This is a genomic window from Photorhabdus hindustanensis, assembly GCF_002968995.1.
Lineage (GTDB): Bacteria > Pseudomonadota > Gammaproteobacteria > Enterobacterales > Enterobacteriaceae > Photorhabdus > Photorhabdus akhurstii.
In genome coordinates, this window is the sequence record NZ_PUWT01000041.1 from 41546 (window position 1) to 62833 (window position 21288).

Below are 21288 nucleotides of genomic sequence, written 5' to 3' on the forward strand. Positions count from 1 at the left end.
TATGAATCATGATATCAGCCCGTTGCTAAAGAAAATAGGTAATAAATATAACTTTACTGATAAGATAATTGAATTAGGTTATAAATCTATTTTTGATCTTATAAGAATGCCCCGTAATCTATTTGTAGAGAAGTATAATTCAGATCATCAGGCAGAAGATATTTATGATACGGCAAACAGCTATGCTATACAAATAGCCCGTAAATTTCGCCAGCAGCATTACACTCATAATACATATGCCAGAAGTTATTCTTCGCTTTCATTAAAAGAAGGTCCTCAATATCAATCCTTATTTCAGGATAACTGGCAGCAATATTGTCCAAATGGCGCACCGGAAGCAAATAATTCACCGGTTGCTTATTTAGCAGAGATTTATAAATTAGCGATGGATATTGAATTCAATGCGGGTGCTGAGGCCATTAAAATGGATGATCGCCGCTCTGATTTAGCGCATTTAATGCTGGATGAAGTCAGTATTAATCAAGAGGTTTCAACACTGTCATTGGTTAATACTATGCTAAGTCAACGTTTGGAAGCTATGCTAAAGCAGCAAGGAAAGACCAATTTATCCAGTTATGATCTTTTGGCTAATGTACGTTATCCATTCCAACTCCCTTATGATTATGCGCAAAACCAAATTAATCTAACGTTTGATAATAAAAAACTTTTTTGTTTGGAAATGATGCAACAGACAGACAAGAGTTATCCTTATTTTCTGAAATCCAGTCTGAATACTGCTAATGGAGAATTTGTCGCACCTTTAGCAAACCAGTTAGGTATTTATCAGCAAAAGATAATTAATGAGCCATTGAACCCCTCTAATAGCCAATTCTATCAGGATAATTACGGTGTTAATAATGCAGAGTTACTTGAATTGTTATCAACTTTTACTAGACAAACAACTCTTTCTGTCGCAGAGGTTGAGCAATTATTATGTATAAAAGGAATATCTACAAATAAGGAAGCTGCATTAGAGCAAAATAATGTGAGATTATCTCAAAATGTGCTTAATTTAGGTATGCCTGCGGCTCCTTATAGTTATGGCTCCGTTTTTATTAATGGGCCAAATACAAAAGAGAGTGATTTTTTACATTTGTATCGTGAGTTTTCCTCAAATGATCATTTGCCACAAGAGATAAATAAACTATCCGGTGTGAATCATGAACGCTTTGATAGATTAAATCGCATGATACGATTGTGGAAATGGGTTAATTTACCGGTAGATAAAATTGATTTATTGGTAACTTCGACGATGCGGGCAGAAGGGGATGCAAATAAACAATTACAGATGAATGATAATACCTTACGTATGTTAGGAATTTTTCATCATTGGAGTAAAAAATATCATATTTCACCTGATGATTTTGCCGCGTTGATATATCAAATTACCCCTTTTTCGACGGGTACAGCCATTCCTTTCTTCGATCAGATTTTCAATTCATCTTCGTTATTTGATGCGCCATTGGTGATTGATGATCGTGAGTTTTATTCGGAAACAAAGCAGGATGACACTATTATTAGCAAGTTATGTGCTGGTTTGAAAATTGAAGCGAAGGATTTTGCTCTATTAGCGCCATTAGTTGCTGAATCGATTGGTAAAAAGAGTTTAACATGTTCACTTGCTGTTATTTCTGCGTTTTATCGCATTGTGCGATTGTCGAGAATTTTTGGGTTAACACCACAAGAAGGTGTGGTTCTTTTAACGCTGATAGGTGGAAATAAAGTATTAAAACAGGTCGCGGGTATGCCTTATTTATCGCAATCAGGAAATAATAGACAAACAGATATACTGGATATTATGATTGCAATGGAGCAGGTTACAGAATGGTTGAGAATAAATAAATTATCTGTTGGTACTCTTCAACTATTCTTATTACCAGCTAATGAAGTTGTTATGACCGGAAATGCGGCTCAGGTGGCCTTTATTAATCAAGTTGGATTGCATCGTAATTCAGAAAGTCTAATGCTGGAAAGTTTGTCAGAAAATATCTTACCTGCATTGGATAATAATGGTGATTTGATTGATTGGTTAACTCCACGTCAAACTGTTTTAAACTCAGTATCTCATCAAAAATATGGTTTGGTTAAACCTGATGTTAATATTACTGATGAAATTAATAAAGCGATAAAAAGCATATTACTTGATGAGAAAGTCAAAGTATCTATTACTGAGCAATGGGCTGCAATTATTACTCAAACTCAATCCGCACAAAATGCAATATCAGCCAGTATGTTGGCAAATGCATTTCAGCTATCACAACCATTTCCTTTATTTATTTTAAATTGGATTGGCTCAAGTAGTTATGATTTTTTATTGAAGTCATTTGAACTGTTTGATAAGAAGAATTTGCAACCAGAGGTGATCAGTCAGGATTATTTGATACTGATGTATGACTTATCGCGATATATTTCAGTGATTAAGACGTTCCAATTGAGTACTGTGATGTTGAATCATTTTTCTGAACATCCTGAACGGTTTGGCTGCCAGAATACGCAACTTTCTTTATCGGTTATTTATTATTTCAGTCGCTACCGAGATTGGATGCAATTAGTTGCCTCTTTAGATAACGCGGAAGATAAAATATTGCGTTATTTGGAACTAGTCAATAAGAATAATCAAAGTAACGATAAAACTAATATGGTGAAAATATTAACTGAACTATTGTCATGGCAGAGTGATGAGGTGTTATTAGCTAATTCATATATTATTGGCAAGGAAGAGAATACAGTAAAAACATTAGCTGAAATAGATATCATGATGAGACTTAAAGTTTGGTCTGAGGAAATGGCTCTTTCCATGCGCTCATTATTAGCGACGATAAATATCAATGCTCATTCCTCTTATGAGGATTATAAACAGGTTGGCACAATGATGGTAGCAACTCTGTAAATATAGTTTTCATGGTGGAATAAAAAATTTCTAATAGAGGTTCAGGATATGAAAAATATTGTTTCTAAAAAATTAGCTGAGAATGTTCGTGATGGATTGGTTAGTTATTACTTAGGGCATATTTCAAAAACAGCTAATTCACCCGATTTAAAAACGCCGGATGATTTATATCAATATTTACTGATTGATAATCAGGTATCTAGTCAGGTTAATACCAGTGTCGTTGCACAAGCGATTTCCAGTATTCAGCAATATATTAATGGTATTATGCTTAACATGGAACCTGGGTATGATTATCAATATGAAGATAGAGTAGAGAAATGGAGTGATGTTTTAAGCCAATATAATATTTGGGCTGGTTTTCAACAGTTATGGAATTATCCAGAGAATTATATTAGCCCTATATTACGCCAGGGTAAAACAAGTGATTTTAAAGAATTGGAGGATAATTTAAATAAAGGGAAGTTGAGTGATGAAGTTGTTCAAGAAGTTATATTGAATTATTTAAATAAATTTGAAGAAATAAGTAACTTAGAGTTAATGAGTGGCTATATCAATACGACTAAAGAATTAGCTCCCGCTCAAGCCGAATATTATTTTATTGGTAAGATGAATATTACACCAGGTCAATATTATTGGCGATCCCTGAATATGGCTAATCGAAATATGCAAGATGTCATTAATCCTACCGCCTGGAAAGAATGGGAGAAAATTAGTATTCCTGCTACTGGGGAAGTGATTAAGATCCGGCCAGTTGTTATTGATGGTCGTCTTCATATCGTTTGGTTGGCACATGAAGTTGATAATAATAATGAAGAAAAAAATTATTATAGTATTAATTTGATATATCGAAAATTTAATGGTGAATGGAGTCTGCCAAATAAATTACGTACTTTTACCGGCGATAAGAGTAAAGTTAATGATGGTTTTGAATTAATTGCGTTAATGGATTTGCGAGCTGAACCGGTATTAGTTATTTCTGCTATTTATAAGTCAGGAAAAGAAGAACATTATCCGTACTCCTGTAATTTATTATTTAACGAAATTCCTGTTCCTCTGGTTGGTAATAAGTCATTAGATCTCTATATTTATCAACAGATTAAATCTAATTCTACGGAAGATCTTACACAATCAAATATGTTGTCAGCCTATTTTGGGGATGCATATAAATTAGTTGATAAACCTGTTTATCAGGAATCAGGAAGTTATCCTGGGCTTGCGACAGGGAAAATGACACTATTTGCTGAAATGGGTAGTAGAAAACTACGTCTCAGTGGTAATAATAGTTTGTCAATTGGGGAAGAGATTATTAAATCTGTAGTATGTGATATTGATCTTAAAAGTAAATCTAGTGAAGCAGGAAAGGTTAATATTTCACTTGCTGATGGCGCAAAAGAAAATAATGGAAAAATAACCGTTTCTGTCGCAGTGACTATTAATGATAATAGTTATGGGTCAGGTGACTATTTTTATATTATGTTTAATTCTAGTCAGAGTGGTTATCCTGAGTTGAACGTTAATTTTTCTGAATGGGGACAAAAGCAAGGTAATGCTTATCATTTTGCCAAAGAAATGGAAGTACCACTGTCTGGACTAAAAGAAGCTAAAGTATTTAGTTCAGAACTCAATAAATTTGGTGGTAAACTTGTTGCTTCTGGAGATGGCACGCCAAAAGTAGATATTGATCATTCCGGTTATCGGGAGGCTGATTTCTGTTTATGGCATACTAAAGGAGGGAGCGATAGTCTGTTATATTCAGAACGCCAATTACTCAATGGAAAGAGTATTATTCCTACTGTAGAACTTGAACTCGATGAAATAAATGGTAATGATCCGAGTGTCTTTTTAAAACTAGGTTATAAGAAAGAGGGTGAAGATGCGGATTTAGGTTATAACTATTATGAAATTAAACTAAGTAAAACGCCTTATCCTAATTTGCTGTTGGCCTATGATAAAAAAACGCAAGCACAGTATTTGGACATTACTGAATTACAATTTAAATATCGATCTATCAGATTAAATACCTTATTTGGCAAGGAACTTATTGCGCGAGCTAACCACTCTATTGCTGATGTACTGAGTTGGGAGGCACAACATATTAAAGAGCCGCCTATTCCGGGGAGTGATGAAAATAATGATTCAGCGCTTAACGGAGCAAATAGTATTTATTTCTGGGAGCTTTTCTTCCATGTGCCTTATTTAGTTGCGTATCAACTCAATGCTTCACAACAATATCAGGATGCTCAAAACTGGTTACACTATATTTTCAATCCAGGAGTAAAAAATAAGGCTAATGGTAGCCCAAGCTATTGGAATTGCAGCCTGTTAGAGGTTTCTCAAGATAGTTCAGTACAACTAAAAGGATTACAAGATCCAGATGCGATAGCTTATGCCGATCCGGTACATTATAAGAAAGCCATATTCCAAATGTATGTGCAGAACTTAATTGATTTCGGTGATAGTTTTTATCGCTTTCTGACCAATGACGGACTTAATAATGCTAAATTACGCTATCTTCAAGCACAGCAATTACTTGGCCCCAGACCTGATTTTGATTTAGTCAGTCATTGGCTACCGATTGAATTGGCAGATGTCACCTCTTCAAAGAATAATAAATTACGCGAATTTGAGAGTAATCTTGATCCTGATATATTAATTGATCTTCCAGCGACTAAAGTCAGTGCTCATACGGAGGTGGATAATGCGATATTCAGAGTGCCTTTGAATAATGATTTACTGTGGTATTGGGATATTTTATCCAGCAGATTTTATAATTTGCGCCATAATTTAACTTTAGATGGTAAACCTTTATCGCTACCATTATATGCAACACCTGTCGATCCGAAAAATTTGCTCGCTTTACTGGCGAACGGTGGATCATTATTAGCAGCAGGTAGTACGGCTATTTTGAATATACCGCCTTATCGTTTTCGGGCATTATTACCCAGTGTTTATCATGCGGTAGATACATTAAGTCATTTTGGTGATTTACTCTTGAGTGCGCAAGAACGTAAAGATCGCGCGGAACAGGAAGAGTTGAATCAATTACATTTGAAAGAGTTAGCTGTTTTTACCATTTCATTGCAGAAAGATGCTGTCGCAATCGCTGAAAAAGGGAAACAGGCATTATTAAAAAGTCGGCAGACAATACAACTGCGGATTGATCATTATAAGGCGCTTTATGATGAAAACATTTCTACAGATGAAACCAATGCTCTGAATTTACAAGGTACGGCAAAAATTATTTCTTCTGTTGAGGAAGGAATGTTAACCGCCGCCGGTGCCGCCTCGCTGATACCGAGTATTGCGGGAACGTCATTTGGTGGACAACGATGGCATATGCCGCTTGTTTGTTCTGCGGGTATTACACGTACGGCATCATTAATGATGCAAATGGCAAGTGATGCATTGAGCGTTAAAGCCAGTTATAACCGGCGACGTGAAGAGTGGGAGATTCAATATAAACAGGCGGAAAGTGAGCTGGAAATGTTGAAAAAACAGATTGAACAGCAAGAGGCGCAAATTTCCGCTGCGAATACAACATTACAACAATCTCAGGCACAACTGCAAAAAGAGCAGGATATGTATCAGTTTCTTACTGTGACCAGGGTAACGAAATCTTCGCTTTATCAATGGCTGAATGATCAGATGATGTCATTATATCGTCAGGCTTACGATGCAGTACTTTCGCTATGTTTAAATGCACAAGCATGTTGGCAATATGAAATGGGGGATTTTTCCACACAATTTATTGTACAAAATGGTTGGGACGATAATCATAGTGGTTTGTTGGTCGGAGAAAAGATTAAACTGAATCTATTGAAAATGGAATCGGCTTATTTGAATCGTAATGAACGTCGTTTAGAGTTAACTAAAACGATCTCGTTAAAAAATCTATTATCTGATACGAAAAAATGGCAAGATATTCAATCTGAACTTAAAACCGGTGAAGGAATTACATTTATACTGAACGAGAAATTATTTGATCAGGATTATGCCGGGCATTATTTACGCCAGATCACTTCTGTATCGGTTACGCTGCCGACATTAATTGGTCCTTATCAGGATATTAAAGCGATTTTAACCCAAACCAAAAGTTATACATTGAAAACGCCGGATATTAATGGTGTGAAATATTTACTTTCAAATAAAGAAGGCGATAATAAACAAATTGTTACGAATTTGAGAGCGAGTCAACAAATTGCACTTTCATCAGGGATTAATGATAGCGGTACATTTAATCTTAATTTCGGTGATGATCGCTATTTACCTTTTGAAGGAACGGGGGCGGTTTCTGACTGGAAACTTACCTTCCCATCAGCAGCAACAGACAGTATACAGCGAGATATTCTGGATAATTTGACAGATATTATTTTGCATGTACGTTATACCGCGAAGGATGGCGGAGAGGCATTTGCTGGTCAGGTAAGAGAATTGCTTAAATAATACGTTTATTTGTCGCTGTTTCTGTATCTAATATTTAATTAGGAATCTGGTAAATTTATTTTTATTATTTACCAGGTTCTTGTTATTTTGGTTAGGAATTAGATCATGATAAACAATACGTTAAAAATTGACGGCCATGTGGCTGTGATCACTTTTGACCCGGAAATCGAGATGTTTCGTGGTGAGTTTGTCGGGTTAAATGGTGGTGCTGACTTTTACGCTTATAGCGTCGATGAGTTGAAAGAAGAGGGTGTTAAATCTCTGGCGCTCTTTTTTGATGAGTGTAAAAAAGACGGCATAGAACCTTACAAATTGTATAGCGGTAATGGAATCAGGGGCTTTTAAGTAAAAGTGAAATTCAGCGTGCTAAGCGCTGGATCTCACTTTTGAGAGAGTTAAACGGCGGGTAATGTGGTTAAAGCGACTTCCGGCTCGCTTATCTCGATATGCCGGATATATACACCAGCATGAGCCATCATCGCAATCAACTTATCCACACTGAAAAGCTGTATTTTGCCCCTGGCAAGTTCTGAAACACGGGGTTGGGTAATCCCCAGTACTTTGGCGGCTTCAGCTTGGGTAAATTCCCGTTTTGCTATCCATGCGTTGAGCGTATTCGTTAGTTGCGCACGGATCTTCATGTTTTCGGCCTGCTCTGGTGTATCTCTGATCGCGTCCCATACGCTTTCAAAAGTCTGCATTTTCATAATTTCCGCTCCTGTATCAGTGCCTTAAACGAGGTTTGTCAGCGGTCAGAGTACCCCGAAAGGTACCTTTAATGGTTATGTTAAGCGGTGATAATTTTCAATCCTTGTTTATCAATGAGGTTTAGCATTCTTAATGCTGCCCCATTGGGCTTAATTTCACCACGCTCCCATTTTGATACGCTTTCTTTCGTCATATTAAGCGCCAGAGCTAAACTAGCTTGAGAAATGTTATAACGGTCGCGTAATTTCTTGATTTCATCGCCAGACATCGGGCGAGCTTTAGCTATATGTTTACTTAAATTGCGAACTTGAATTCTAGCTTCAAGTTTTTTGGTTAAATCACCGTTAGAAATACCAGCCTCTTCTAGCTCTTTTGCAAAGCCAAGCATTTCGTCCAATTTAGTGCTCATCTTTCACCTCTACCAAAAGTTTTAGTTCGAGCATTTTTTTTTATTTTTTTTATCATCATACTTTAGAAGTTCTGCGGCAACGTCTTTGTAACCCTCCAAGTCATCGTCCTCGATTTCCTTAGCTCTTTTTCCGCTGACTTCACTTTTTGACCAGCCATCGAAAAAAAAACAGGTTAGTTCCACTTTTAAAGAAGATGATAGTTCGTGTGCCACCACTTTTACCCGTGCCTTTTAAAGGAACCCGCTTCTTGATAACACCACCGCCTAAATCAGCTTCAAATACACCATTCATGACCTCAGACGCCGCTTTAAGTAAGGTATCTGTGGTGATTTTTAGTTTTTTGGCTTTTTTATTAAAAAGTTTTGTTAAGTAAATAGCCACGAAATCCCCGAAATGGTAATTTTTATTATAGTAATCTTTGCTATAGTATTGTGCAAGTTTTAATCTATATTATCTATATAAGCTAGGTCAGAGTAGTTATCAAATCGAGACCATTGACCGTTAAACATCAGTCAAACCGTACCTATCAGGTTGTTGCGCTGCTTACCTGTGATGACCTCAGCTATTCCTTTCGTGTCTGTATTTTCATTATATAGGCCGCCATTTGGCGGCCTATTGATCTAAAAGTCAGGATTTTTTGCAATCAAATTAACAGTTGCTTTTCTCGGCCAAAATAAACATCCCAAACGGATGAATTTCCAGATAATAATTATCGCCAACATCGGGTTGCAATTGGGTAGCGTTAATCTGTAATAGCAGAGTTTGCCCTTGCCAATCTACGGTGACTTCATATTGTGGCCCCATGTAAGCCACATGACTAATGGTACAGCGTTGGCTGGTATTACCTTGATGGCTCAGGGTAATTGCTTCCGGTCTGACGCCTACCGTTACCGATTGTTTGTTGGTGGTAAAGTTTGCTGGCCGTGGCAGGCGATATTGAAAAATCTCAACATAATCAGTACCTAAAGTCGCCGGGAAGATATTGGCGTCTCCCATAAAACTTGCCATAAACTCAGACGCCGGTTGGCGATAGAGTGTTTGTGGCGTGCCAATTTGCATGATTTTACCTTTATTCATCACCAGTACCGCATCGGAAACTGCAAATGCCTCACTTTGATCATGAGTAACATATAGCGAGGTAATATTAAATTGCTGCTGTAATTCGCGGATTTTCTCGCGCATACTGCGACGCAGATTGGCATCAAGGTTACTCAGCGGTTCATCGAAAAGTAACACTTTAGGCTTGAGGATCAGTGCGCGAGCGAGAGCGACACGCTGTTGTTGACCGCCGGAGATTTGGTCTACGTAACGCTCTTCAAAGCCGCCTAAATCCACCAGCTCCAGCGCCTCTTTAACCCGTTCCCGTATTTCTGCTTTAGGCCGTCCTAGCATTTTCAGCCCGTAGCCAATATTTTCCCCTAGCGACATATGCGGGAATAGGGCATAGGACTGAAATACCATACAGATATCTCGTTGCTGAATAGAGCGATCTGTGACGTCTTCACCGTCAATGAAAATCTTACCTGAGCTAGGTTTTTCCAGCCCGGCAACCAGACGTAATACGGTGGTTTTACCGCAGCCGGAGGGTCCTAATAGTGTGACCATATGTCCCTGTGGAATAGATAGTTCCAGATTATCGATCACGGTGTTGCTACCGAACCGTTTGGTTACATTTTTCAGTTCGACAAAATTTTGTTGTGTCATGTCGTCACTCCGTGATTACTGTGTATTTTTGGCTTTGGAACGAGAGATCCGCGCTTCGCCAATCAGGTAGTCAAATAAGAAAATAATGGCCAGCATAACCACAATCAGGATCGAGCCATAAGCGATAGCAACTCCGTATTCACCATCTTCCACTCGATTCAGAATATAAGAGGTTGCTACGCGGGTGTCTGGTGTGACCAGGAAGACAATCGCGCTGACGGTGGTAATCGCACGGACGAAGCTATAGATGAGTGCAGATAAAATCGCAGGGCGCAGTAAGGGTAACAGTATATGGAAGATGGTTTTCATCGATCCGGCACGTAGGCTGAGTGAAGCTTCATCCAGTGATTTATCAATTTGTCCAAGACCGGCAATACCTGCCCGGATACCCACCGGTACATTGCGCATGGTCATGGAGATAATGACGATTGCCGCAGTTCCGGTGAGATAAAAAGGTGAATCGTTGAAGGCCAGAATGTAGGAAACCCCGGCGACGGTACCCGGTACGGCAAAACATAGCATGGTAGTGAATTCGATGGTTTTTTTACCGCGAAATTCCTGGCGTACAACAATGTAGGCGATCAGCAAACCCAAAATAGCGGTAATAGGGGCCGCGATACCGGCGTAGAGCAAGGTATCCAGTAATGATGGCCATGCGCCGTCGTTCATCCCTTGACCGAACAGTTTAATAAAGTTATCCAAGGTCAGGGTGTAATCCACTCCCCAGTTAACGGTGAAACTGCCGTAGAAGATGCTGCCGTACAATAGAATGTTGAATACAACCCAGATAAACAGGATGGCACAGACACCCCAAACCAGTGAAGTTGGCAACGGTTGTACATCACCACGGTAGGATTTGCCGGAAACCGTGACATAGGAACGTTTACCAATCCACAAATACTGAACGCAGAAGACCAGTAGCGAGAAAACCAGCAGCGAAGCGCCGAGAGTACTGGCGGCTTGATAGTCGAGTTGAGAACCGGTGATATAGAAGTAGATCTGGGTCGCCAGTACGTCAAAGCTACCGCCCAGTACCAGTGGGTTACTGAAATCTGCCAGCGACTGGACAATGACAATCAGGAAAGAGTTCGCCAGTGCCGGTTTCAACAGCGGGATAAAAACATTGAAGAACGTCTGATAGCGATTGGCACGCAGAGTATAGGCAGCTTCTTCCAATGAGGGATGGATGGTTTTGATGGCGCCATCAAGGATCATAAACGCCATTGGTGTGAAGGCTAGAACTTGCGCCAGCCAGATGCCGGTAAAGCCATACAGCCAGTTGGTGTTGGTTAGGCCAAACCAGTTTGCCATAAATTCAGTGATATAACCGGAACGGCCCATCATCAATGTGACGCCTAAACCGACAACAAACGGCGGGGTGACGATAGGTAAGATGGAGAATACCCGGCCAATAATGGCGGAACGGCGGGCGATTCTGGCGGTATAAATTGCCAGTACTAGCCCGAAGAAGGTGCAACCTGCGCCAACCGCCAGCGAGAGTAGAACAGAGTTGATGATAACCTGAATAATATGTGCTTGCCCTAGGATCGATATAAAAGCAAATGGGGCAAACTGACCGGCATCATCCGTAAACATCGGAATAAAGATGGCAATACTCGGATAAAGGATAAATATGCCGATGAGGGCAATAACCGCGACTAATGAGCCGATAACAAAACTATCACCACCTAACCATTCAAGGCGAGACAGGGCCAGAGTAATAATCGCGCCCAGCGAGATAAACAGGAAAATCGTCGAGTAGCCTAGCCCACGACCAATAATAGCTGCGCTGATAACGACAAATAGCGCGCATAATAAAGCATAACCTGCATCAAAATAGTGGCGGTTACGTTGATTGCGGTTTGCTGGTGTCAGTGGACGTAGTAGCAGCACTGAGGGCAGCAGGAACCACAGTAAGCCGATGTTTAATCCATTCCAGCCATAAGCGGCGAAGAGTTCATCTTGAGTAGATTCGAAAAGGCCGTAGTCCAGGCTCCATGATGGCAGAAGCGCGAAGGCTAGCCACATTAGAGTAATCCACCAGAACACGGCATCCTGCTTTTGTCTGATAGGCAGGGTAAAGGCGTGAGACATAATTTCCTTCCGTTTTATTATTATTGTGTAGTAGCAGCAGTAAAGCAGTAAGAAGCTAGGCACTAAGGCATTATTGGTGCGGGAACATAAGGTAGCCTGACGGATAGCTTCTTAAGGGCGGGAAATGCTCCGCCCTTGACTGGCTTTATTTAGCCATTTTCACTTCTGTCACCCATTTGGTAATTAACTCTTTGCGTACATCACTGGCGCCATATTTATCCATGTGGTAATTGATCAGTTTCAGATCAGATAATTTAAGTGCCAAAGGAGAAGCTTTCGCCTTGGTATTGGTCAGGATCTGATAAGCTTTCCCTTTCTTCCAACTCAATTCTTGTGCTTCTTTGGATAATACCCAGTCAACAAACAGTTTAGCGTTATCCATATTGCGGGCATTTTTGATGATACTTACGCCGCCGATTTCATAACCGGTACTTTCACATGGCGCGATAAGTTTTAATGGTGCGCCATTTTCTACTTCCAATGAGTAATCATGCAGGAAACCGATACCAATCGCGGATTCGCCACGGGCGGCATTGCGTGCTGGGGCAATACCGGATTTGGTGTACTGAGAAATATTGGCGTTGAGTTTTTTCAGATAATCAAATGCTTGATCTTCGCCCCATAACTGAACAAAGGTTGCTAACGCAGTGTAAGCAGTGCCTGAACTTTGAGGATCGGCAATCTGAATTTCGCCTTTATATATCGGTTTGGTGAGATCTTTCCAGCAAGTTGGGATCGGCAGATTTTTCTCTTTTAAGCGCTCAGTGTTGACGCCATAGCCAAGAATACCGACGTAAACGGCGGAGCTGTAGTTGCCTTTACGTTTAGCCGGGTCGCGGAACTGCGGCATGATTTGCGCCAGATTAGGGGATTTATAAGGCTCCAGCAGATCCATCTCTCCCGCCTGAGATTGCGGGTCCAGTGTACCGCCGTACCAGACATCCGCTTGTGGATTGCGTTTTTCGGCTTCAATTTTTGCCAGCGTACTGCCTGAGCCGTTACGGACAAAAGTGGTTTTTACATTGTATTTTTCACCGAATGCTCTGGTTTCAGCTTCACACATGGCGTTAGTTGCGCTGCAATAAACGATCAAACGTCCGGCGGCTTGAGCGCTGTTGGTAAATGCAGCAACGGCCAGACCGGCTGCGATAAGTGTAGAGAAAGGTTTCAGTTTCATTATTTTGTCCTTGGTATTTAAAACTGCTTGTCATCGGAAAGTCTCGGTGCTATCCCTGCCATATGTTCCCTTTTACCAACGTCTGCCATTAACAGCGGCATCAACAGCAAACCCATCATGGCGGCTGCGGCTGTGAGTAGGGCAAACATCCCTGACCAGCCATAGTGGGCAATCATCTGACTTAGAGGCCAACCTGCAATTGCCGCGCCCAGGTAGGCGTACAATCCCAGATAACCAGTGACGGTACCGGCGGCTTGTTTATGGCAATATTCTGTTGCTGCCAGCCCAATCAGCATTTGCGGGCCAAATACAAAAAAACCGATACTGAAAAAACAGACTGCCAACAGCGCATAGTGATGAATGGGAGTCAGCCACAATGCGGTGACAGCCATGAACAGTCCAAGCGCGAACAGTAGAATCATTGGGGCGCGTTGGCCGCGGAACAGTAAATCCGATCCCCAACCCGAAAACAGCGCACCGGTTAAACCACCGAGTTCAAACAGTGAGAGCGTCGCATTGGCACTGAGCAGATTGGCGCCATGTGTTTCTGACAACCACAGGTTTCCCCAATCGTTAATCGCCATTCTGATGAGGTAGACCAGAATGTAGGAGAATCCTAGCAACCAGATAGTTCTGCTAGTTAAGATCGTATCCCGCAATATCTGCATCATCGGCAGCGGGGGCGATAGCTGTTCGTGCCGAAGCTCCAGTAAATCCTGCCGCCACTGTCCCACACTGGGTAAACCTTGCTGTTGTGGTATGCCGCATAATTGATAACAAAGCCCGATACCCAATAAAATGCCGATAATTCCCGGTATCATCAGCGCTGTTTGCCAGCCGTAAGTGGTCGCCAGAAAAGCGGACAATATTGGGACGGTAATGCCGACAATATTGATGGAAGTATTCCAATATCCCCACCAGAAGCCCCGCTCATTGCGGGAGTACCAGTGTGTCAGCAATCTGGCGCAAGGCGGCCATCCCCATCCCTGAAAGAAGCCGTTCAGTGTCCAGATGATCAGCAGTGCGGAAAATGATGAGCAGAAAGCAAAGATAATGTTTAACACACCTGTCATCACTAATCCGGCGCCCATAAACCAGCGATAACCGGTGTGATCATGAAATACACCGGAAATAAATTTTGAGCTGCCGTAAGCCAGATAGAACAGACTGGTTATCCAGCCGATATGCCCTTTATCCAATCCCAGTTCCAACTGCATAACCGGCATAACAAAGTTGAAGCTTTTTCGCGTCAGATAAAATGCGGCATAGCCAATAATCATGGAAATCAGCAGGCGGCTACGCCAGCGGCGATAGTGTTGTGAAATCTGTTCCTGGCTGGTGGCTTGCATACCCGGTTCCTCCATGAAAAAGGGAATGTAAAGAAAAATTAATGAAAATGGATGAGGTAAGGTTTTAGGCAACTAGGAATAATTCTTAGTTATGCTTGATTTTCATCAGAATTTGTGGGCAGGTTAACAGTTATGCGTGTGCCGTTATCATTACTTAATTGCCAATCTCCTCCTAATGCACGGATACGTTCTTCAATACCCTGGAGGCCAAATCCGCCTTTTCTGTTGTTTTCTGTAATGCCGATGCCGTTATCACTGATTCTGAGTTCAATCACATCCCGGTGTTGTCGCAGGATGATAGCGATTCGAGTCGCTTGAGCATGCTTGCTGATATTGTTCAGTAACTCTTGAACCAGACGGTAGAGGGTAAAAACCACCGTTTCATCCGTTGGATTTTGAGGAAGCTGGTAATTCAACTGGCAATCAATATTTTGTTCTTTAAACGCAAATTCATGGATCAAATGGTGAAGTGCTTTTTCTAAAGACATCTCTTCCAGAACTGGTGGGCGCAATTGGCGTAATAATTGACGCGTGGATTGATGAATCTGTTGGGCGAGATGATTGATCTGCTCTGCGATCATTTCTGTTGCCGGGGTGGTGGCGGTACGTTTTATCAGCGTTGCCTGAATTTGAATGGCGGTAATATTCTGACCAATTTCATCATGTAACTCGCGGGCAATGCTTTTACAAACGTCTTCTTCTGTGTGAATCAGTTTCTTCATCAGGGTACGGCGGGCGGTTAACTCCCGTTCTAGCAATTCACGGTAACGTTGCAAATTTTCAGCGAGCTGTTGCTGACGGCTGATTGCTATTCCCAGACCTATGCCTAATAAGGACTGAATGGTCAGGAACATTTCCAGTTCGCCTAAATCGTTAAAAGCACCACTGAATTGACGAGCTGACGTGATCATGAGACTGCCTAACAGAGCTGCCAGTACGCCGCCTTGCCAGCCATAACGGTAGGCCATGAAGACATTGGGGATAAATATGAGAATGATTAAAAGATTCTCAATTTCTGGCGACATAAAGATCTGGGCGCTTAACCCGAGCAAGCAGAATAGACAACACCACATCAACAAGGAAGGGCGTAGTTGCGGATCAGGATCGCTCGGTTGCAGCATATTTCTCAGATGTTGCTGACGCAGGTATTCATAGATCAGATAAACAAAGGGTGACAGCAAAACGCCACCGGTTAACGAGGTGAGAAACAGATGGCTGGCGTCGGCAGTCAGCGTAAACCCCAGACAAACAGCCTGTAACACACTATTAGCGGTTACACCAGCCAGCAGAATTGAGAGCCGTTGCCAATACAGGGTATAGCGCCCCCAGAATTGTTGCACGATAAGGGCAGGTATTAGGCTGAGAAAGGGTGATAACAGAATGATATTGTGAGTAATAAGTTGTTCGCTGCCGAGCCATAGCAGAATAATAATCTCAGTGGCTAATAAGGTTGGTAAGTAACGATATCCTAGTAGGATAAACAGTGCCAGCCGTAACCCTTGTGGCAAAAGCAGTGCTGCTTGTTGCCCGTTATCATTCAGGTAGAAGCTGATGGTCCACAGAGCAAGCCAACTCAGAGAATAAAAAAACAGCAGAAAGAGTGATAACAGGCCAAATCGTGATCTTCTGTTCATGAGTTCCCCGTTAGAATCTGGTGTTGCAGAGCGTAATGAACCAGATCAATAGTGCTATTACACTGGAGTTTGCTAAGAATATTGGCACGATGAACATGAACTGTTTTATGGCTGAGATTGAGTTGTTCCGCGATAGTTTTAACATTGATGCCGTTGATAAGTAGAGAAAATATTTCCCGTTCTCTGGGCGTCAGAACTTGCAGTGCTTTAATCTCTTGTGGTGTCTGACGCAGTGCTTTTAGTGCGTCGGCACACAAGTAGCAACCGCCTTGATGTACGGAACGTACTGCCTGTACTAATTCTTCCGGGCCGCATCGTTTGGTGAGATAGCCGCAGGCGCCGGCATCCAGCGCACTTTGTACAAATGCCGTGGTGTCATAAATACTGAGAATAATGGTACGAAAATCAGGTTGTTTTTGCCGTAACCGGGTGAGCAGGTGCAAACCGCTTTCATCGGGCATATCGATATCCATCACGGCAACGTCAATCGGGTTTCTGAGTAAACCCAACCAAGCTTCTTTGGCATTGGCGTATTGCCCGGCGATTTCAATATCCTTTTCAAGCGCGAGTAATTGGGCAAAGCCGGAACGGACAACTACGTGGTCGTCAATAAGTGCAACTCTAATCATAAGTTTTCGTTAATGGATAATGGTTAATGAAATAATTTATATGATGTGCAGGAAAAGCAGGTTGTGCAAATTAATCAACTAAATCTGCAAGAAAGCTAACAAATTTAGCAAAAACCGCCGTAAACCCTCGCATTGGGCCAGGATTTACGGGGTAATTGTTAAAAAAAGCCTTTTTTATCTATCAGTGTGGTTTTAAAAGCGGGAAAAGAGGCCAAATTAACCACGAAAAAACAGGTAAAAACTTTAATCATCAAAAGTAAAAAGAATTGATTAAGGATTTTTAAAAGCGGGTAAAAAATCCGATGTCATGCTGACCTTGGAAGAGAAAACATTAGAAAAAACAGGTTTTAAATTGATTAAATAAGGTGGAAAAAATGACAGTGTTAACCCAATAACAGGAATATATCTTATCAAAACATTTAACCGTATTAACCACATTAAACCAATCTTCTTAAATAAAAGATTTTGCCTGACTGCAACAAGTTTACGAAAAATCAGAGACTATAATTGTAGAAAACCGGGCAGCTTTTAGATTAACCCCAGAAAAGCAAGGATATTTAGCAACATAAAAAATGATTAAAGGAATGGGCGTTAATCTTAATACCATTAGCCGTTCTGCCACCCTCACTGGTTTTAAGCCTAAAAGATAAAATACAGAAAAAGGAGAAAATAGAAAACAGAAAACCTAAATATCAGTTTAATGAAAATAAGAACGTTAAATACGGTTCAGTAAATGTAAAAACCTTTCGTCATGGCCGATTTATAATTAAAAACAAACACCCCCTCAGAATGAAAACCGCTGTATAAGCTTATCATATTTTCAACATTATTTTTTAACTTACATCTCCCTTTTACCGGTGATTAATCAACTAAGGATTAAAGAATAGGTAGGCCATTAATGTCAGCTTTTTAAAAGGTATAGAGTGACTAAAAACAACCTATTCCCTGCTATGTTTAATCCACTTATCGGTAAATCGGTAATACTACACTCCACTTATTTTACATTTGCCTAACCCGCTATGACTATTTAAAAAGACAAACAGGGAGAGGTTAAATACTTCATTCAACAGACTGATTTAACCAAGAAAATTAAAATCTTCAGTGGCGTGATTAATGACATTAAGTCGAAATTCACTAATCATTAACCGAGAGTTGAAAAGACATAATCACGTAAAATAACATTAATAGAATAGATTAACGCTCAAATGTTTTCTCACCATTGTTTTACGAAAAAATCAATAAAAAAATGTGATAAAAAAGAGATAAAACGATTAATTTAGCCGGATTTAAGTGCTAAAAAAATTATCCTAAAAAACATTAACGGTGTTTTTATACTATCAAGTTATTGATTAGTAATTTATAGAGAAAAGATAAAGGGTGATGATTTACAAAAAACGCAGAATTGCCAGTAAAGCAATACGGGTAAAACAGTATTGGTAAAACTATGTCGATAAAACCATATCTATAAAACAATGTCAGTCAAAATAAATCGGATATGATTAATGTTAGTTTAAACGTAAAACCACGATATATCATAATGCTTAAATTTCGCAAAAAGCATATAGCCAAAAGATAAAAAACGGTTAAAACCAGATACCGATTAAAATTATACGTTAAAAAAATAACTTTTAATCCCAGTTTAAAACCGTCCTTTCAATTAAAGGCTTTAGCATTGGATAGTTATGACCGTACCTGTAATCGACAAGCGCCGGTCGGACAACCACAATTAACAAGGTGTCCCTCCAGCGCGACAGGTATTCCTTGTATATTGAACAAGTTAGAACCTTCCGCAATCGCGCCGGTTTGTTTACAGGCGGGACAAAACGCCGGGGTACCTTTACAGGCAACCGAGAGTTGTTGGTTTACCAAATCGGAACCATTTAAAACCTCGCCTCCGGTTGTTGTGGTATCGCCTTTAAGGATAATTTTTTTTACTTTCCACGACACTGCGCATTATTTTCCGGCGAATATTTTCTTAACCCTTTCAGCTCATGACTGTGAAAACGCAGTTGAGTACCGAACTCCTCCCGAAAACGCTGGTAGCAGGCCAGAATGCGTTGCTTTTTCTCTTGAGTGTAGCCCTGTTTAAAAAACAGGGTGATAGAAATCCCAAGACGAGAAACAGTCAGCCCATCGCCATTGAGGAAGGTAAACGCGGTCAGTTGTGATTTCAACTGGGCAAAGTAATCTACAGTTTCCATCATTTTCTCTGTGAGTTATGAGTCGGTGGATAATCAGTTATTCCCACATATTTGCCGCTTCCCGTACCAGATGCCAGAGGGTTGTGCCTGTCTCTGCACCTTCAACATCAAAAGCCATCGCCCCCTGAGCAAAGAAGTACTGCTTGCCCGGCAGGCTATCGGTTTGCCAGATCCCGCTGACCAGTGCCGGATGGTCACCTCTCAAAGGAGTTACTTGCAGCGGCCCCCGGTCATAACGAGCATACCAGGCAAGGGTGGAAGTTGAATTAAAATGACCCTCACCATAGAAGTGCAATGAATGGCCTTCACGAGGTATCACCCGTATCGGACGTATTAGCTGGTTAATGGCAAAATAACTCTCCGGGACACTGCCCGGCAGTGGCGTTAAGTCCGGGTATTGACCGGCACGGATTATCAGTCCATCACGGTAAGAACTAATCACCACATCCCGGTAGGGGCGCAGCACCTGACGTATCCAGTATTCTCCACCCAGTCGGTTTACAAAGCGTTTGGACAGCAGGGTGATCCAGTTAATGCCACGGATGGAGTGTCCATACTGTAATTTGGCTGTGTGCACTGCGGAGTTCACTTGCAGGGAGGGGTAACGTTGCGCCAGTTGGTACTCTAAGGGAAAGTAGTCATAGTAATCTTTGGGCAGCACCAGACAGTAGCCACAGTCCCCGCTGTCCGGTTCGAGTTGTTCACACAGAAATTCCAGCCAGGCCATAAAACGAGCCATGCCCTCTTGTTCTTTCAGATAATCCCAGGGCAGCACCAGACTCAGGTAGGAGCTACCATCGTCACCATCAATTTCTCGGGAATCCAGGTAACGCATCAGATAATTAGGTGCCTCATCTTCATTTTTAGCATTACTAACAACCCAACCACAGAGCTGGTTTTTTTTCCTAGTGAGAATACCTTCCTCTATCTTAATAATATTTTCCGGTGAATATTTGCTTAACCCTTTCAGTGAATGACTGTGAAAACGCAGTTGAGTACCGAACTCCTCCCGAAAACGGCGGTAGCAGGCCAGAATGCGTTGCTTTTTCTCCTGGGTGTAACCCTGTTTAAAAAACAGGGTAATTGAGAGACCCAGGCGGGAAACAGTCAGCCCATCGGCATTACTAAAAAGAAAAGAGGTCAGTTGTGATCTCAGTTGGGCAAAGTAATTTGAAGTTTCCATCATTTTCTCCATGAATTATGAGGCAGTGGTGAATGTCACACTCGCCAATATTGTCAGGACGGCGGCTAACGCGGCAGCGCTTACCGCAGCAGCAGCGGCTAAAATTTCTACCAGTGCAATCAGCGCGGCAGCGACGGCAAGAGTGACAAGGATAACAACGGCAACACCGGCAATAATCACCACCACTTCCAGCATGCCTTCCCCCACCTCTTTTAATATCTGCATCCAGCTAATGTTTTTAAGCTCTTCCAGGGTAATATCTGAGCCTTCTTGCACAATCTGCCAGCGGGCTTTTATCTCACTCTCCGTCCAGGTTACGATTTTCCCCGTTTGTTCATTAACCCAGGAAAACGCGTAGCTGATTTGATGAGTGACCGGATCAATAATCTCTTCACACACCCACTTGCCGGCTTGATTTAACCAGGCACCAAACTGGGCAAGCAGCTCCCGGGTACTGTCGCGGACATAATTCAACCCGTTTTCGGCCAGACCCGCCACTTCCTGTCCGAGGATAACCCAGTCTTCATAGCTGGGTAAAAAAGACCAGCGGGAAGTGCTGAGAAGCGGTGGATTTTTTGTCAGGGGTTGCGGAATAGTCCCCGGTACACCCTCTGCGGGAGGCGAAGGTAAAGCTTCCTCATCAGACGGCGAACCGGACGGTAGCGGGGCCAGTGGGATGGGATTTTTATAGTGTTGAGAACCGGGTTGATAAAGTTTTCGCCACGCTTCATCATACTGTTTTTGTTCTTCTGTGCGGTTATCGCTGATACGCATTACACCAAAGCGGTCTTCGGTTGCAATCTGGATGTAATCTATTTCTTGATCTTCGGCAAGTTTATCACCCGGAAATTTCACTTCAATCA

12 protein-coding genes and 5 pseudogenes are annotated in these 21288 nt (G+C 41.5%); 3 read left to right on the top strand and 14 right to left on the bottom strand.

The window, feature by feature from the left end:
• Position 1 precedes the first annotated feature (1 nt).
• From C6H66_RS15505 to C6H66_RS15515, 3 genes are all read left to right on the top strand, one after another.
• On the top strand, positions 2-2890 hold the full coding sequence (locus tag C6H66_RS15505; RefSeq protein WP_105396047.1) for a Tc toxin subunit A: 2889 nt from the start codon (positions 2-4) through the stop codon (positions 2888-2890).
• A gap of 48 nt (positions 2891-2938) precedes the next feature.
• Positions 2939-7336 (top strand): Tc toxin subunit A-related protein, encoded by a 4398-nt coding sequence (locus tag C6H66_RS15510; protein WP_105396048.1) that lies wholly within the window; start codon positions 2939-2941, stop codon positions 7334-7336.
• A 105-nt stretch (positions 7337-7441) separates the two neighbouring features.
• Complete coding sequence (locus C6H66_RS15515; RefSeq protein WP_248000690.1) at positions 7442-7681, top strand: type II toxin-antitoxin system HicB family antitoxin; 240 nt, start codon at positions 7442-7444, stop codon at positions 7679-7681.
• A gap of 50 nt (positions 7682-7731) precedes the next feature.
• Here C6H66_RS15515 and C6H66_RS15520 read toward each other — a convergent pair whose 3' ends face one another.
• The 14 genes and pseudogenes from C6H66_RS15520 to C6H66_RS15580 form a co-directional block, all read right to left on the bottom strand.
• Positions 7732-8043, bottom strand: a complete 312-nt coding sequence (locus tag C6H66_RS15520) for a helix-turn-helix domain-containing protein (RefSeq protein ID WP_105396049.1) — start codon at positions 8041-8043, stop codon at positions 7732-7734.
• Between the two features lie 80 nt (positions 8044-8123).
• Positions 8124-8453: a helix-turn-helix domain-containing protein gene (locus tag C6H66_RS15525; RefSeq protein WP_065390143.1), complete on the bottom strand. Its 330-nt coding sequence runs from the start codon at positions 8451-8453 to the stop codon at positions 8124-8126.
• A pseudogene (locus C6H66_RS27695) lies at positions 8443-8835 on the bottom strand (type II toxin-antitoxin system RelE/ParE family toxin). The gene C6H66_RS15525 and the pseudogene C6H66_RS27695 overlap by 11 nt, the downstream one beginning before the upstream one ends.
• A 59-nt stretch (positions 8836-8894) precedes the next feature.
• Positions 8895-9050: pseudogene (locus tag C6H66_RS27700) on the bottom strand (replicative DNA helicase); the annotation flags it as partial.
• Between the two features lie 52 nt (positions 9051-9102).
• Positions 9103-10158, bottom strand: coding sequence for a ferric ABC transporter ATP-binding protein (gene fbpC, locus C6H66_RS15535; RefSeq protein WP_105396050.1), 1056 nt, complete (start codon positions 10156-10158; stop codon positions 9103-9105).
• 15 nt (positions 10159-10173) lie between these two features.
• Positions 10174-12252, bottom strand: coding sequence for an ABC transporter permease (locus C6H66_RS15540; RefSeq protein ID WP_105396051.1), 2079 nt, complete (start codon positions 12250-12252; stop codon positions 10174-10176).
• A 145-nt stretch (positions 12253-12397) separates the two neighbouring features.
• The gene (locus C6H66_RS15545; RefSeq protein WP_105396052.1) at positions 12398-13429 is read right to left on the bottom strand and encodes an ABC transporter substrate-binding protein; all 1032 of its coding nucleotides are present in this window, start codon (positions 13427-13429) and stop codon (positions 12398-12400) included.
• Positions 13430-13446: 17 nt separating this feature from the next.
• Positions 13447-14778 (bottom strand): MFS transporter family glucose-6-phosphate receptor UhpC, encoded by a 1332-nt coding sequence (uhpC, locus tag C6H66_RS15550; protein WP_046395867.1) that lies wholly within the window; start codon positions 14776-14778, stop codon positions 13447-13449.
• Between the two features lie 89 nt (positions 14779-14867).
• Positions 14868-16412 (bottom strand): MASE1 domain-containing sensor histidine kinase, encoded by a 1545-nt coding sequence (locus tag C6H66_RS15555; protein ID WP_105396053.1) that lies wholly within the window; start codon positions 16410-16412, stop codon positions 14868-14870.
• Positions 16409-17041, bottom strand: a complete 633-nt coding sequence (locus tag C6H66_RS15560) for a response regulator transcription factor (protein WP_036808296.1) — start codon at positions 17039-17041, stop codon at positions 16409-16411. The genes C6H66_RS15555 and C6H66_RS15560 overlap by 4 nt, the downstream gene beginning before the upstream one ends.
• 1680 nt (positions 17042-18721) lie before the next feature.
• Positions 18722-18995 (bottom strand): annotated as a pseudogene (locus C6H66_RS15565) (PAAR domain-containing protein).
• Positions 18988-19242: pseudogene (locus C6H66_RS15570) on the bottom strand (hypothetical protein); the annotation flags it as partial. The pseudogenes C6H66_RS15570 and C6H66_RS15565, both read right to left, overlap by 8 nt.
• 37 nt (positions 19243-19279) lie before the next feature.
• On the bottom strand, positions 19280-20425 hold the full coding sequence (locus C6H66_RS15575; RefSeq protein ID WP_105396055.1) for a DUF3396 domain-containing protein: 1146 nt from the start codon (positions 20423-20425) through the stop codon (positions 19280-19282).
• Positions 20426-20440: 15 nt separating this feature from the next.
• A pseudogene (locus C6H66_RS15580) lies at positions 20441-21288 on the bottom strand (VRR-NUC domain-containing protein); the annotation flags it as partial.